The sequence below is a fragment of the Aggregatibacter actinomycetemcomitans genome (assembly GCF_003130205.1).
GTDB lineage: Bacteria > Pseudomonadota > Gammaproteobacteria > Enterobacterales > Pasteurellaceae > Aggregatibacter > Aggregatibacter actinomycetemcomitans_A.
In genome coordinates, this window is record NZ_NRDF01000002.1 from 22,798 (window position 1) to 35,894 (window position 13,097).

15 protein-coding genes and 1 pseudogene are annotated in these 13,097 nt (G+C 48.2%); 7 read left to right on the plus strand and 9 right to left on the minus strand.

All coding sequences use genetic code 11. The features are described from left to right. Positions 1-379: 379 nt before the first annotated feature. The 3 genes and pseudogenes from DK423_RS02095 to DK423_RS02105 form a co-directional block, all read right to left on the minus strand. On the minus strand, positions 380-1,084 hold the full coding sequence (locus tag DK423_RS02095; protein WP_005558362.1) for a putative quinol monooxygenase: 705 nt from the start codon (positions 1,082-1,084) through the stop codon (positions 380-382). Between the two features lie 146 nt (positions 1,085-1,230). Further along, a pseudogene (locus DK423_RS02100) lies at positions 1,231-1,561 on the minus strand (YciI family protein). A gap of 260 nt (positions 1,562-1,821) precedes the next feature. Next, complete coding sequence (locus DK423_RS02105) at positions 1,822-2,379, minus strand: NAD(P)H-dependent oxidoreductase (RefSeq protein ID WP_005558369.1); 558 nt, start codon at positions 2,377-2,379, stop codon at positions 1,822-1,824. Positions 2,380-2,488: 109 nt separating this feature from the next. On the opposite strand from DK423_RS02105, the gene DK423_RS02110 reads away from it, so the two are divergent. Continuing rightward, complete coding sequence (locus DK423_RS02110; RefSeq protein WP_005558371.1) at positions 2,489-3,406, plus strand: LysR substrate-binding domain-containing protein; 918 nt, start codon at positions 2,489-2,491, stop codon at positions 3,404-3,406. A gap of 161 nt (positions 3,407-3,567) precedes the next feature. On the opposite strand, the gene DK423_RS02115 is transcribed toward DK423_RS02110, so the two are convergent. The 6 genes from DK423_RS02115 to mobA form a co-directional block, all read right to left on the minus strand. Beyond that, positions 3,568-3,804 carry a hypothetical protein gene (locus DK423_RS02115; RefSeq protein ID WP_005558373.1) on the minus strand — a complete coding sequence of 79 codons (237 nt, stop codon included), beginning with the start codon at positions 3,802-3,804 and terminating at the stop codon, positions 3,568-3,570. Between the two features lie 63 nt (positions 3,805-3,867). Beyond that, positions 3,868-5,532, minus strand: coding sequence for a fructose-specific PTS transporter subunit EIIC (locus tag DK423_RS02120; protein ID WP_005558375.1), 1,665 nt, complete (start codon positions 5,530-5,532; stop codon positions 3,868-3,870). Positions 5,533-5,536: 4 nt separating this feature from the next. Further along, positions 5,537-6,478, minus strand: coding sequence for a 1-phosphofructokinase (gene fruK, locus DK423_RS02125; protein ID WP_061885760.1), 942 nt, complete (start codon positions 6,476-6,478; stop codon positions 5,537-5,539). A gap of 2 nt (positions 6,479-6,480) precedes the next feature. Continuing rightward, positions 6,481-8,010: a fused PTS fructose transporter subunit IIA/HPr protein gene (gene fruB, locus DK423_RS02130; protein WP_005558380.1), complete on the minus strand. Its 1,530-nt coding sequence runs from the start codon at positions 8,008-8,010 to the stop codon at positions 6,481-6,483. A gap of 110 nt (positions 8,011-8,120) precedes the next feature. Continuing rightward, positions 8,121-8,660 carry a hypothetical protein gene (locus DK423_RS02135; protein ID WP_061885758.1) on the minus strand — a complete coding sequence of 180 codons (540 nt, stop codon included), beginning with the start codon at positions 8,658-8,660 and terminating at the stop codon, positions 8,121-8,123. Positions 8,661-8,758: 98 nt separating this feature from the next. Continuing rightward, the gene (mobA, locus tag DK423_RS02140; protein ID WP_005558384.1) at positions 8,759-9,343 is read right to left on the minus strand and encodes a molybdenum cofactor guanylyltransferase MobA; all 585 of its coding nucleotides are present in this window, start codon (positions 9,341-9,343) and stop codon (positions 8,759-8,761) included. Between the two features lie 83 nt (positions 9,344-9,426). Between mobA and DK423_RS02145 the strand changes: the two genes are divergently transcribed. From DK423_RS02145 to DK423_RS11245, 6 genes are all read left to right on the plus strand, one after another. Next, positions 9,427-9,693, plus strand: a complete 267-nt coding sequence (locus DK423_RS02145; RefSeq protein WP_005558387.1) for a YihD family protein — start codon at positions 9,427-9,429, stop codon at positions 9,691-9,693. An 18-nt stretch (positions 9,694-9,711) separates the two neighbouring features. After that, on the plus strand, positions 9,712-10,329 hold the full coding sequence (gene dsbA / locus DK423_RS02150) for a thiol:disulfide interchange protein DsbA (protein ID WP_061886478.1): 618 nt from the start codon (positions 9,712-9,714) through the stop codon (positions 10,327-10,329). A gap of 59 nt (positions 10,330-10,388) precedes the next feature. Continuing rightward, the gene (locus DK423_RS02155; protein WP_005538181.1) at positions 10,389-10,718 is read left to right on the plus strand and encodes a MaoP family protein; all 330 of its coding nucleotides are present in this window, start codon (positions 10,389-10,391) and stop codon (positions 10,716-10,718) included. 69 nt (positions 10,719-10,787) lie between these two features. Next, positions 10,788-11,885 (plus strand): tRNA (uridine(54)-C5)-methyltransferase TrmA, encoded by a 1,098-nt coding sequence (gene trmA, locus DK423_RS02160; RefSeq protein WP_005558391.1) that lies wholly within the window; start codon positions 10,788-10,790, stop codon positions 11,883-11,885. A 1-nt stretch (position 11,886) separates the two neighbouring features. Next, positions 11,887-12,645: a class I SAM-dependent methyltransferase gene (locus DK423_RS02165; RefSeq protein ID WP_109043858.1), complete on the plus strand. Its 759-nt coding sequence runs from the start codon at positions 11,887-11,889 to the stop codon at positions 12,643-12,645. A 91-nt stretch (positions 12,646-12,736) separates the two neighbouring features. Then, a complete protein-coding gene (locus DK423_RS11245; protein WP_233428317.1) occupies positions 12,737-13,087 on the plus strand; it encodes a hypothetical protein in 351 nt (116 codons plus the stop codon). The last annotated feature ends 10 nt before the right edge of the window (positions 13,088-13,097 follow it).

A 13,097-nucleotide genomic window follows, 5' to 3' on the forward strand; every position in this document is an offset into this window, starting at 1 on the left:
CTAATTTTCCAGTTTCATAATTAAAATTACGGATTTGCTCAAGTATTTCAAGCCTTGTGATTTTGAATAAAAGTATCATGCGAATTTAGTCGCATTCTATTTAATGCAATAAAATGCGGGTTTGCCTTTGTGCAAAACACCAAGTGTTAATGAGAAAATGAAAAAGAAATTAGTTAATTGCAGTCAAATCAGTGAGTATTTCTACCGCAACCGGAGCATTGGTCTGCCACCGTGCTGACCACTAGCATTTCTCTGTCGGTAGAGCAAATTATGAAGACAAGTTCATGACGGTAGCAAGCGACAGGTCCGCTTTAATAAAATCATGGCGATTGTGGATAGTAGTTTTTTTCAGGGATCAGTTTTCAGACAATTTTGCATGTTATGGTTTTTCAAACTGCAAACCGCCTTTGTTCCCCAGATATGTCGGTTGAATCTCGATAATTTGCTTATCCACCAACATCTCGGCGGTTTGTTTCAAATAACCTTTAAAATGCGGTGTTTCGCGGTGTGCCGCATAGGCATCGTCGTTTGCATAGATTTCAAAGAACATCCATTTATTCGGATTTTCCTGTGCTGTGGCCGCATACATTGCAATGACGCCATCTTCTACTTTTAACGATTGCGCCATTTCAGGTAACACAATGGCTTTAAATTTGTCATTTTCCGACGGTTTCACTTCCACCATGATTAAGTTCGTTCGGGTGTTGGCAGTTTGTTCGACCTTCTTGTCGCCTAAAAATTGCGGAGTCAACAAGGTACGCTTTTTGTGATCCGTTAAAATCTCGGGAGAGGTGGTTAAAAATACCTGGTATTGCGGTGAAGTGCGGTGGATTTCGTAGGCGTTTTGATCGGCATAAATTTCCACCATATACGCCATATTCGCATCGGCTTTTTGTTTCACCGAGTGCATTGCCAGCGTGCCTTTTTCCGTTTGCATCGAGGTTTTGATATTCTGTTCGCCCACCGCATCATATTGCACGTTTTTGCCCGGCTGAATACCCAGTTCAAACAGGTTAATAATCGGTGCGGCTTGTGCGGTCATTGCCATGCTCATGACTCCTAAAAGTGCGGTCAGTTTTTTCATTGTTTTTCCTTATAATACGATAATCTGTGGTAATAAATTACTCCAGAAAAAAAGATAGGGCGTTATTTATACTATCCACGCGGCAGCCAAATCCCCACCAACAGCTCTGTTTCGAATTTTTGCTGCCTTTAAGCATCAATGTGTCATCATAATGTTTCACCATTTCCAAAGCAATCACCAAATGAACTTTGCTTTACCAATATCCTCCGCGATCATTTTCGGAGCGAATTCGCGGATTTCATATTCGGCGAAATCCGGGTAGTAGCAGTCTTCTTCCAAGATTTTTTGTAATGCTTCACGGCTTTCGGTTTCCGCGAAAATGACGCCTGAATGGGCATCGGTGTCGATGTAAGGGCCGAGCATTAAAAATTTGCCTGCTTGGAAGTATTTTTTGAACCATTCCACATGGATTGGGAATAACTCGTTTTGTTTTTCTTCAGAAACGTTTGGGTTTACGGTGATGTTGATGATGTACATTTTGATGTCCTTGTTGATATTTGTTACTTTCCTCTCACCCGCTTGCGGGAGAGAGACAGATGGAAATTGTGTTCGGCAATTTTCCTCAGAGAGAGGGGAAAGCGGTCAATTTTTCAGAGGATTTACAAATATCCCTCTCCCTCTATTCTACGAATTTTCTCCACCCAATACTCGCTTTGCTCGCCCCTTCGGGGTCGTTGGCATAGCCAACGCTCAAATGCAAGCATTTGTCTCGTAAACGGGCGAGGGGAATGAAATGATTACGCTGTCGCCCTCTCAATTGCTGCCACTAAACGTGCAGCGTGATCCAGTGCCATGGCTTTTTGTTCGGCGACTTTCGCTTCGTCGCGTCCCACATAGCTTACGCCGCAGGTGATGACCGGCGTTTGATAGTCCAAAGCACATAAGGTGGCGAAGGTTTCAAATTGCGACAAGTAATCTTCCACGGTGTGTTTGAAGAAACCGTCTTTTTGATACACTTCATTCGGTGCGCCGGTGGTGGTGGAAATAATTAATTTTTTACCGCCGATTTTTGCCGTTGAACCGTGAGCGAAGCCGTGCACAAACACTTTGTCGATCCATAATTTCATCAACCCCGGTACGGAATACCAAGAGAACGGGAATTGGAACACAATCACGTCCGCTTCCAAAATCGCCGATTGCTCCGCTTCAATATCAAATTGATAGGTCGGGTAAAGGCTGTCTAAGCGACGGATTTTTACATCGGGTAACGCGTTTTCGACCGCTTGTAGAATTTCTACGTTTGCCACGGAATGATTTAAATCCGGGTGACCTGAAACGATAAGTACATTTTTCATGTTGTTTTCCTTGTTTGTTGATTCGTCATCTGATGTTGCACATTATACGTAAAATAATTATGATGACTAGATAGACAAAAACTAAAATACTTTTAGGGATAAACTAACAATGCAACAGGATAATTCTTATTACGGACAACTCAACGTGTTCCAAACCATCGCCCAAGAAGGCAGTATTTCGGCGGCGGCGCGTAAATTGCAGATTGCAGTGCCTTCCGCCAGCCAATCCTTAAAGCTGTTGGAACAAAAAATCGGTGTGCCTTTGTTTCACCGCACCACGCGCAATATTCAACTGACCGATGCCGGCAAACAACTGCTGGAACGCACGGAAGACGCCATGAGTACGTTGCATCAAGCGCTGGAAGAAGTGCAAAACTACGGTTCGGCGCCGAGCGGCACGGTGCGCCTGACCCTTGCCCGCTTTGCATATCAACTACTGCTGAAACCGATTTTGGCGGAATTTCATCAGCGTTATCCACAAATTCAACTGGAAATTTCTCTCAATGACGCGTTAACCAACCTGATTGAAGACGGCTTTGATTTGGGTATTCGTTTCGGTAATCGGCTGGATGAAGGCATGGTGGCACGGAAATTGATGAATCCGTTTAAAGAAGGGCTTTATGTCAGTGAATCCTACGTGGCGCAGTATGGCATACCGAGAACGCCGAAAGCGCTGACGGGGCATAAACTCATCGGCTATCGCTTCATTTCCTCCAACCGCATTGAACCGCTGGTGTTGGATATTGACGGGCAGGACACCGCGTTGGATATGGATATGCCGTTGATTTGTAACGACCCGGAAATCATCGCCGACGCCACCCGTGAGGGCCTGGGCATCGGGCGCATTTTTGAAACCAGTCTGCAATTGTTCCCCGACAAAGCCCAATTTATCCCCGTGCTGCAAAAATACTGGCGCCAATACCCCGCGCTTTATTTGTATTATTTACAACACAGTCAAAAGGCGAAAAAAGTGCAGGTGCTCATTGAATTTTTGTTAGAGAAGGGGAGAGAAAGGGGCTATATTTAACCGTTTTTGCACAGCACGGTATTATCGGTTCAAAAAGTGCGGTCAAAATCCACCGCACTTTTACTACAGCTGATCCAGCGCAATAACCAATAGTGTATGAACATACAAGAGGTAGACTTATGTTCATTTACCCCAAACGTTAACGGAGCTGTAGCCTGTTTTTAAATCACACTTTTCGCCCAATTCACCGCTGTTTCAATAGCTTTTCTAGCTTGCGGGCTGTTACGCCAACAGGTGGAACCGGTTATTTCGGCACCACGTTGGAGAATAAAATCCGGGCTGGTGGCAGCGAGTATTTTGACATCATCCAAGCCCATTTCTTCTAAGCGTTTCAAGACGGTTGCACCGATGCCTTTTTGTGATAAAAGAGCGCGTTTTTCAGATTCGCTAAATGGCATATTGTTATCCTTACAAGATAAAAAAGTGCGGTGAAAACCCACCGCACTTTATCCACATTGATATTATGCTTCCGCTTTCGGTTTAATCACCGCATATACTACACCGGTTACCACCGAACCGATGACGATAGCGCTGAGGTACATCAGCGGTTTGGAAACGAACGGAATCACGAATAAACCACCGTGCGGCGCTTGTAGCGCAATGCCGCAGCTCATGGAAATCACCCCTGCGGTAGCGCCGCCTAACACGGAACTGATAATCACGCGGAGCGGATCTGCCGCCACGAACGGCAACGCCCCTTCAGAGATAAAAGATAACCCCAGCACGAAAGAGGCTTTCCCTGCATCACATTGATTGGCGGTGAATTTATTACGTGCTAACCAAGTAGCGACTGCCATGCCAATTGGCGGCACCATACCGGCTGCCATGGCAGCGGCCATCGGAGTGTGAATTTGCGACGCCAATAGGCCTACTGAGAAGGTATAAGCCGCTTTGTTTACCGGACCGCCCATATCAATACACATCATGCTGCCGATAATTACGCCGAGCACTATGGCATTAACATCACCTATAGATTTCAGCCAATCACTTAACGCCGCCATAATTTTGGCAACCGGCGGGTTGATGATGTAAATCATAGCCAAGCCCACAATGAGCGCGCCGAGTAACGGTAAAATCAGAATCGGTTTTAAAGAGGTTAAACTTGGTGGCAATTTAATGGTGTTGTTCAAGCCTTTCACCACATAACCCGCCAGGAAACCGGCGATAATCCCGCCCAAAATCCCCGCGCCCGCGGTGGTGGCAAGCATGCCGCCGATTAAACCGACCGCCAGCCCCGGACGATCGGCAATAGAAAACGCCACATAGCCGGCAAAGACGGCAATCATTAAGTGGAACGCTGCGCCACCGCCGATGTCCATTAAGGCTTTCGGCAAGCCGCCTGCGATGGTTTCGTCTTTGAACGCTTCAATCCCGAACATGAAGGAAATGGCGATCAGCAAACCGCCCGCCACCACCAACGGCAACATATGCGATACACCGGTCATCAGGTGTTTGTACACGCCTTTCTTCTCGCCGCTTTCCTCCGCTTTCGCGCCCACTTGCGCCGCGCCGCCGTCAAATACTTTGGCTTCTTTGAAGGCCTTGTCAAATTCCTGTGCGGTTTTCTTCAGCGCAAGACCGGTAGAGGTGCGATACATCAGCTTGCCTTTGAATTTGTCTAACGGCACGTCAATATCCGCCGCAATAAACACCAAATCCGCCGCTGCTACTTCTTCCGGCGTAATTTCATTGCCGGCACCCACTTGACCGCGGGTTTCCACTTTCACCTGCCAGCCCTGTTGTTTGGCGTAGGTTTCGATGGCTTCAGCGGACATAAAGGTGTGCGCCACACCCGTCGGACAGGCAGTCACTGCCACGATGTTTTTAATTTTACCGCCAGAAATGACCGCACTTTCGGCAGGCTGAACATAATCCTGCGCTTGTTGAACGGCGGTTTCCAGTAACTGTTCCGGCGCGTTAAAATGCTCGTCAATTTTCGCCAAAAACACTTTTTTACCGTTAAATTGCGGGTTATTCGGTAATTGGTCGCCCAATACGATAATCAACTCCGCCGCATCGGCGTTATCCACGATTTGATGTTGGGTCGCCACCGCGCTGAGCATTTGGCGCAATAAAAAGGCTTTTGCATTGCCGAAACCGGCGGATGGAGTGAAATAAATATGCATAAAATTATCCCTCAATGACAGTGATTTTGACATTGTTTAAAATCGGTTCGAGTAAAGTGCGGTCGGCAATGCCCACGTTACTTTGCGACACGGCAAAGGCGGATACCGCGCTGGCGAAGGCGAGCGTTTCCTGCTGCGGCAAGCCGTTAATTACGCCGTAAATCAAGCCCGCCACCATAGAATCGCCGGCACCCACGGTGCTGACCACGTTTTCGCATTTCGGCGGCTGTGCCTGCACGACGGCGCTATCGCTCAACCACAAAGAACCGTTGGCGCCCATGGAAATAATCACATTGGCAATGCCCTGCGCTTTCAGTTTTTTCGCCGCCGCGATAATGTCGTCCAACATCGGCAGCGCATGGCCAATCCAGGCTTCCAATTCACGATGATTCGGTTTAACCAACCAAGGTTGCGCCGTTAAGCCGGCGGTCAATGCGGCGTTGCTGCTGTCCAACACCACTTTTACGCCCGCCTGATGTAACTGTTTTAACCAGTCGGCGAACCGCTCCGACGTCACGCCGCGCGGCAAGCTGCCGCACACGGCGACGATGTCGAAAGCTTTGCAATAGGCGAGAGAATCCGCCACAAACTGTTGCCAGGCGTCGGCACTGATTTCATAACCTAAGAAATTCAAGTCCGTAACGTCCGCTTCCGTTTCGGTGATTTTCACGTTAATGCGGGTTTTACCCGGCACACGCTGGAACTTATCTTGTAACCCTAATTTATCGAACAGGGTGACGAAATCCCCTTGGTTATCTTCCCCAAGGAAGCCGCCCACGGTGACGTCCACGTCTAAATCTTGTAACACTTTCGCCACGTTAATGCCTTTGCCCGCCGGGAACAAACCGAGGGTTTCCACGGTGTTCACTTCGCCTAATTCAATGCGTTTTAAACGCCCGACCAAATCATAAGCGGCGTTTAAGGTGATGGTTGCGACTTTTGCCATAATTATTCTCCCAATCCTGCGTTGATCGCCGCACCGATACCGTCGATGGCTTGTTGTGCCTGCTCGCCGGTCGCCACGAAACGCAGACGATGCCCTTTCACGACACCCAGCGCCACCACTTTCATCAGGCTTTTTGCGCTGACCAGTTGTGAATCGCGTGACAGATTTTGCACCGCGACGTTGGCGTTGTATTTTTTCACTTCGCTCACTAACACCGCCGCCGGACGGGCATGTAAGCCGTGTTCGTTCTTCACTTCAAAAATGCCTTCCACCGATTCACCCGGGTTTTGCACCGCACTTTCATTGCTTGGCGCGGAAGCTGCCGGAGTTGCACCCACGACTTCGATGGTGTCCGGTTCGCTCGGCGGCACGGCGGAAACGCCTTCGCCAAGACCGGCGGCAATCACTTTGCCGATGGCTTCCATGGCGGCTTGCGCATCTTCACCTTCCGCCACAAAACGTAGGCGATGTCCTTGGGTCACGCCCAACGCCACGATTTTCATCAGGCTCTTGGCGCTTACCGGCGTACTGGCGCGTGTGAGGTTTTCCACATTGATTTTTGAGGTAAATTTCTTCACCTCGTTGACTAAAATGGCGCTCGGACGGGCGTGTAAACCGTGTTCGTTACGAATGGTGAAAGTACCGACTACGCTGCCGCCCGCCACCGCAGGTTCACTTGAGGCGGTTGGTGCGGCTGCGGCTTCAGGAATTGCAGCGCTGTTTAGAGCGGCGACGATTTGTGCGCTATCGCCGTTTAACAGGATCTGTTGCACCTTGGCGTCCAATAAACGGGTTAACGCCTCGTTAATTTGATCGTTGGCATAAGCGACCGTCACCACGCCATGCACGGTTTTGTTATTCAGGTTGAAGGCTTGTTTGGCGCGGCTGAACGCCATGGCGTTCTTTTGATTGCCTGCCACCGCGTCGGTCACCCATAACCCTTGTGCCAACGGCAGCGCCGGATTGGCGATGACTTCGGAAACGTATTGATTATTGACCGCACTTTGTTGCTCCAGCTTGCCCGCGTTGATGGCGATTAAAGTCAACAGGCTGGCGGTGTCCACATCCAAACTGATATTTTCGGCAGCCACGTTAAACTCGTCCGCTTCGCCCATTAAAATGGCGCGGAATTTTTTTACATCGGTCAGCGTGGCAAGTTTGGCGGCAGTGTCTTCGTCGCCCAGCACGTGCGTCAGCTGGCGCAGCAACGCCAAATGTTCGTCGGAGCGCGCGGCAATGCCGATCACCACATAAGCGATATTGCCTTCACCCCATTCAATGCCTTGCGGAAATTGGAAAATCTGCACGCCGGTATTTTTCACCATGCCGCGGGTTTCTAACGTACCATGCGGAATAGCAATACCGTTACCTAAAAACGTCGAGGTTTGTTGTTCGCGTCCTAACATTCCTTGCAGGTAGCCGCTTTCCACATGACCCGCCTGTTCAAGCGCATTTGCCGCCATTTCAATGGCTTGCTGCTTATTGTCGGCTTGCACCGCCAAATGAATGTTACTTTCAGGTAAATTAAACATTCTGTCTCCTTGTATCTGCGAGATATAATAAGGTGCTGAATAAGGCAAAAACCTTTCAGCTTTGGATTAAAAATACAAAAAACTGCCGACAAAAACCGACAGTTTTTTTATTATTTTCCGGCGCAAAGTTTGAGCAACTGCTCGGAACCTTGCGCGATATATTCGTCATGTTCTGACCGCACTTTGCCTTTTTGTAAATCTAACATGGCATCATAAATACCTTGTGTAGTGCTCGGCGTATCAATGTGGCTCCAGCAATTCGGATTCAATTTGGCGAAATTGCTTTGCAACGCCTCAGCATGAAGCACGCCGCTGTAATAAGCGTACACATCGGAATCCTGACCTTGCGGGCTATACAATTTTTCTTTGATTTGTTCAACCGGAATGAGGATTATGCCCAAATACCAGTCTTTCGCGCCGCTGGCGAACGAGTTGACGTTATAGTTATCGTTTACGCGATCACGATAGGTTTCCACCGTGGCTTCATAAGCAGTGGCATAGGATTTTTGATCGATTTTATCTTCGTCTAAGTTAATGACGGTTTTTTTGTCGCCCATAAACGGCACATAAGAGGAAATAGAAGAAATGGAAGAAAGGGAACACGCACCCAGTAGGGAGGTAAACACAAGAATGGAAAGTTTTTTTAACATAAAAATCCTTGGATGTCGGTAAAATCGGATAAGTTAACGCAAACGTGGCAGCCATTATACTGCTTATGCCCGGTTTCGCAATAAATAGCGCAGAATAGTTACGCCTGTCCGTTAAGTTGCTGCAGCTCATCGAATGTATTGATATTGGCAAATGCCTGTTGATTTTCCGAAAAATCCACGCTCACCGCGCCGTTTTGGCGCATAAAATGCAGCATGCGGCGTTCGCCCGAGGCTAAATAGGCGGCAAGTTTGTCTTTCAGACTGCGCGCCATTAAACAGAAGGTCGGATGTTCCCGCTCGCCATCATGGACATAGGCAACAGAAACGCCGTAAAAAATGACCGCACTTTTGAGCTTTTCCAGCAGATTTTCCGGGAAAAACGGGCTGTCACAGGGTACAAATAAGACAAAATCCGTGTCGGATCGTTCCAACGCCGTCAAAATCCCGCTTAACGGGCCTTGAAACCCCTCCAGATTATCGGCAAACACCGGCAACCCCGTAGCGGCATAACATTCACGGTGACGATTGGCATTCACCGACACCTGCGCCACCTGCGAACGCAGCCGTTCATAAATCCACTGAAACAGCGGTTTGCCGTGCAATAACTGTAAGCCTTTGTCCGCTCCGCCCATCCGCGTCGCCCGTCCGCCGGCTAAAATCACCGCGCTGATTGAAATTGTCATGTTTTCTTCCGTCGTTATATTTTCTTCCGAGGTTAATTCAAGTATGATCCCGCCGTTTGTTTCTCAATAATAAGGAAAAGCGTATGGAATGTCATCGCCTGAATGAAGTGTTGGAACTTTTGCAACCATACTGGTCTAAAGACTCCGATTTGCATTTAATGCAGATTTTACAAAAAATCGCTGACGAAGCGGGTTTTGATAAGCCGTTAACCGAATTACCGGACGAAGTGATTATTTATCACTTAAAAATGGCAGGAAAAGACAAATTTGAACCGATTCCCGGTATCAAAAAAGATTATGAAGAAGATTTTAAAGCTGCTTTATTAAAAGCACGTGGAATTATTAAGTAGTTATATTAAGGATTGTCAATGAAAAAATGGTTATTTTTAGCCCTTACCGCCGCGTTTTCCGTCTCCGTGCAAGCACAGGATTTAACGGAAGGCAAACAATACACTGTAGTGGAAGGTCAACAACGTACCGCCCAGCCTGAAGTGATTGAATTTTTCTCTTTCTATTGCCCGCATTGTTATTCCTTTGAAGCGCAATATCACATCCCGCAAAAAGTTGCCGAAGCCTTGCCGGAAGGCACCTCTTTTAAACAATACCATGTGGATTTCTTAGGACTTCAGTCGGAAAACCTAACGCGCGCCTGGGCGTTGGCGATGGCGATCAAAGCGGAAGATAAAGTCAGAATACCCTTGTTTAAAGCGGCACAAACCAACACGTTAAAATCTATGGATGACATTCGCCAAATCTTTATTGATAACGGCATTTCTGCCGAGCAATTTGACGGCGGCATCAATAGTTTTGCGGTGAGCGGTTTAGTCGCCAAACAGCAAAATTTGGTGGAAAAATACCAACTGCGCGGTGTGCCGGATTTCTACGTGAATGGCAAATATCGCGTAAATACGGAAGGTTTGGCGCGCGATGAAAAGGGTTTCGTTACCGAATATGTTGAAACCGTGAAAGGTTTATTGCAAAGATAAGCAAAAATTGGTTTAATGCCTGCCGATTTTATTTTCGAACAGTATTTTTAGAGGATTATATGGCTGAGAGTTTTAGCGTCACACGTCGTTTTTTCGATGACAAAAATTACCCGCGCGGCTTCGCCCGCCACGGCGACTACACCATCAAAGAAGCACAGGCTTTAGAGCAATACGGACAAGCATTCCGTGCTTTGGATTCAGGCGAGCGTAAACCTGCAACGGCAGAAGAAAAAGCCTTCGTGGCGTTCTGTCGCGGTAAACGTGAAGCGGAAACCTTCTTTGAGAAAACCTGGAATAAATATCGCAGCCATATTTCTGCCAGCAAACGCCTCTACACCTTATCCGGCGTGGTCGGTGTAGATAATCTGGACGACTACTCGGCAGACTAATCACGCAATAACAATCAGAAGGCTTGGGGTTCCGAGCCTTTTGTTTTACCGCCAACCCAATGAGTTCCTATGCTTAATTTACCCGTTGAACGTTACTCCGTGCTACTTGCAGAAAAGCAGAAAAAACTGACCGCACTTTTCGCCCCATTTAATGCCCCCGAATTACAGGTTTTTGCCTCACCGACACAGCATTTCCGTATGCGTGCGGAATTTCGTATTTGGCATGAACAGGACGATTTCTATCACATCATGTTCGATCAGCAAAGCAAGCAACGTTATCGGGTGGATCGCTTTCCCATTGCCAATGAACTGATTAACCGCATGATGAAGGCGTTATTGCCGTTGCTGAAACAACAAACGGTGTTGCACCACAAGCTGTTCCAAATCGATTATCTCAGCACCCAAAGCGGGCAGATTATCGTCAGTCTGTTGTATCACAAAACCTTAGACGACGCCTGGCAAACCGCCGCACAAACCCTACGCGCCCGACTGCAACAACAAGGCTTCAACCTGCAACTTATCGGGCGCGCCAGTAAGCAAAAAATCTGTCTCAAACAGGATTATGCGGACGAAATCCTCAGCGTACACGGCAAGCAGTACATTTATCGCCAAGTGGAAAACAGCTTCACCCAGCCGAACGCGGCGGTAAACGGTAAAATGCTGGAATGGGCGGTGGATTGTACCCGCAACAGCCACGGGGATTTATTGGAACTGTACTGCGGCAACGGCAATTTTTCCATCGCCTTGGCGCAAAATTTCCGCAGGGTCCTCGCTACGGAAATCGCCAAACCGTCGGTGGTGGCGGCACAATTTAATATCGCCGCCAACAAGGTGGAAAATTTACAGATTATCCGCATGTCCGCCGAAGAATTTACCCAAGCCATGCAAGGCGTGCGCGCGTTTAACCGCCTCAAAGGCATTGATTTGAGCGCCTATCGATGCAACACGATTTTCGTCGATCCGCCACGTGCCGGCTTGGACGAGGAAACTCTTAAATTAGTGCAGCAGTACGAGCGCATTTTGTACATTTCCTGCAACCCGCACACCCTGTGCGACAACCTGCAAACCCTCTGTCAAACCCACCGCATTGAAAAAGCCGCGCTGTTCGATCAGTTTCCTTATACGGAACACATGGAAGCGGGCGTGTGGTTGGTGAGAAAGCCATAACATGAACATCCAACTCCTCTGTGAAACAAAAACACCGCAAAAAACCACCGTACTTTTTGCCGACGCGGGCTTAACGCACGATCCGCATAGCCCCTTGGCGTTGGTGTGGACGGAAGCGGACGGCGTGGAACGGTTGGAATTGCGCAAATTGGACGAACCGAAACTCGGTGCGGTGTTTGTGGATTTCGTTGGCGGCGCGATGGCGCATCGGCGCAAATTCGGCGGCGGACGCGGTGAAGCGGTGGCAAAAGCGGTCGGCGTAAAACAGGATAAACGCCCTACCGTCATTGACGCCACCGCAGGATTAGGACGCGATGCCTTTGTGCTGGCGGCACTCGGTTGCCAAGTAAAATTGGTTGAACGCCACCCGGTGGTACGCCTGTTGTTGCAGGACGGCTTGCAACGCGCTTATGCCGATGAAGAAATCGGCGCCTGGATGCAACGCAATATGCAGCTGTTGCTTTATCGGCACATCAATGAACTCAACCCCGAAACGGATTACGCCGATGTGGTGTATCTCGACCCCATGTATCCGCACAAAACCAAAAGCGCGTTAGTCAAAAAAGAAATGCGCGTCTTCCAACACCTCGTGGGCGCGGATTCAGATGCCGATGAACTGCTCGCCCCCGCGTTACAACTTGCCCGCCAACGGGTCGTCGTCAAACGCCCCGACTACGCCGATTTTCTCGCCCAAAAATCACCGCACTTTTCCCGCGAAACCAAAAACCATTGCTTTGATGTGTATGTGAAACATAGGTAGGTGGATTTTTATTGATATATAGGTGTTTCCCAACTATTCCATTGCTATGTTAAGATAAGCCGACTTAACAAAATCGGAGATTGATTTTCTGATGAATAAAGCTTCTGAAACAATTTGGGTTACACAATACCGTTTTGCCCCAATCAACTCGCCAAACGAACAATTTACCGGTTATGTGCTTGGTTTAATGTCAGACAGAGAAAGTTATCAACAACATGTTGAAGCGTTTCTATCGACACAAAATTTATCCGGGCATTCTCAACTTGCCGCGCTACCTATTCAAACTTGGTTTACCCGACATGGCTTTTCTGCCCCTTTATGGCGATTAGCACAGCAAATATCACCGGAAAACCCGATAATTTTATTCCGGGAAAATGCGTTATCGGTTGAAGCCATCGCCGAAGATACCGAATATCTTGTGCAGGACTCGGTTACATTTTAGCCTTTCCTTG

What these genes read in the sequence shown, in the direction of transcription:
- DK423_RS02145 (WP_005558387.1), top strand. Translation starts at nt 9,427, where the DNA reads ATGGAATGTCATCGCCTGAATGAAGTGTTGGAACTTTTGCAACCATAC.
- DK423_RS02165 (WP_109043858.1), top strand. Translation starts at nt 11,887, where the DNA reads ATGAACATCCAACTCCTCTGTGAAACAAAAACACCGCAAAAAACCACC.
- fruK (WP_061885760.1), bottom strand. Translation starts at nt 6,478, where the DNA reads ATGGCAAAAGTCGCAACCATCACCTTAAACGCCGCTTATGATTTGGTC.
- DK423_RS02155 (WP_005538181.1), top strand. Translation starts at nt 10,389, where the DNA reads ATGGCTGAGAGTTTTAGCGTCACACGTCGTTTTTTCGATGACAAAAAT.
- fruB (WP_005558380.1), bottom strand. Translation starts at nt 8,010, where the DNA reads ATGTTTAATTTACCTGAAAGTAACATTCATTTGGCGGTGCAAGCCGAC.
- DK423_RS02110 (WP_005558371.1), top strand. Translation starts at nt 2,489, where the DNA reads ATGCAACAGGATAATTCTTATTACGGACAACTCAACGTGTTCCAAACC.
- DK423_RS02105 (WP_005558369.1), bottom strand. Translation starts at nt 2,379, where the DNA reads ATGAAAAATGTACTTATCGTTTCAGGTCACCCGGATTTAAATCATTCC.
- mobA (WP_005558384.1), bottom strand. Translation starts at nt 9,343, where the DNA reads ATGACAATTTCAATCAGCGCGGTGATTTTAGCCGGCGGACGGGCGACG.
- DK423_RS02135 (WP_061885758.1), bottom strand. Translation starts at nt 8,660, where the DNA reads ATGTTAAAAAAACTTTCCATTCTTGTGTTTACCTCCCTACTGGGTGCG.
- DK423_RS02120 (WP_005558375.1), bottom strand. Translation starts at nt 5,532, where the DNA reads ATGCATATTTATTTCACTCCATCCGCCGGTTTCGGCAATGCAAAAGCC.
- DK423_RS11245 (WP_233428317.1), top strand. Translation starts at nt 12,737, where the DNA reads ATGAATAAAGCTTCTGAAACAATTTGGGTTACACAATACCGTTTTGCC.
- trmA (WP_005558391.1), top strand. Translation starts at nt 10,788, where the DNA reads ATGCTTAATTTACCCGTTGAACGTTACTCCGTGCTACTTGCAGAAAAG.
- DK423_RS02115 (WP_005558373.1), bottom strand. Translation starts at nt 3,804, where the DNA reads ATGCCATTTAGCGAATCTGAAAAACGCGCTCTTTTATCACAAAAAGGC.
- dsbA (WP_061886478.1), top strand. Translation starts at nt 9,712, where the DNA reads ATGAAAAAATGGTTATTTTTAGCCCTTACCGCCGCGTTTTCCGTCTCC.
- DK423_RS02095 (WP_005558362.1), bottom strand. Translation starts at nt 1,084, where the DNA reads ATGAAAAAACTGACCGCACTTTTAGGAGTCATGAGCATGGCAATGACC.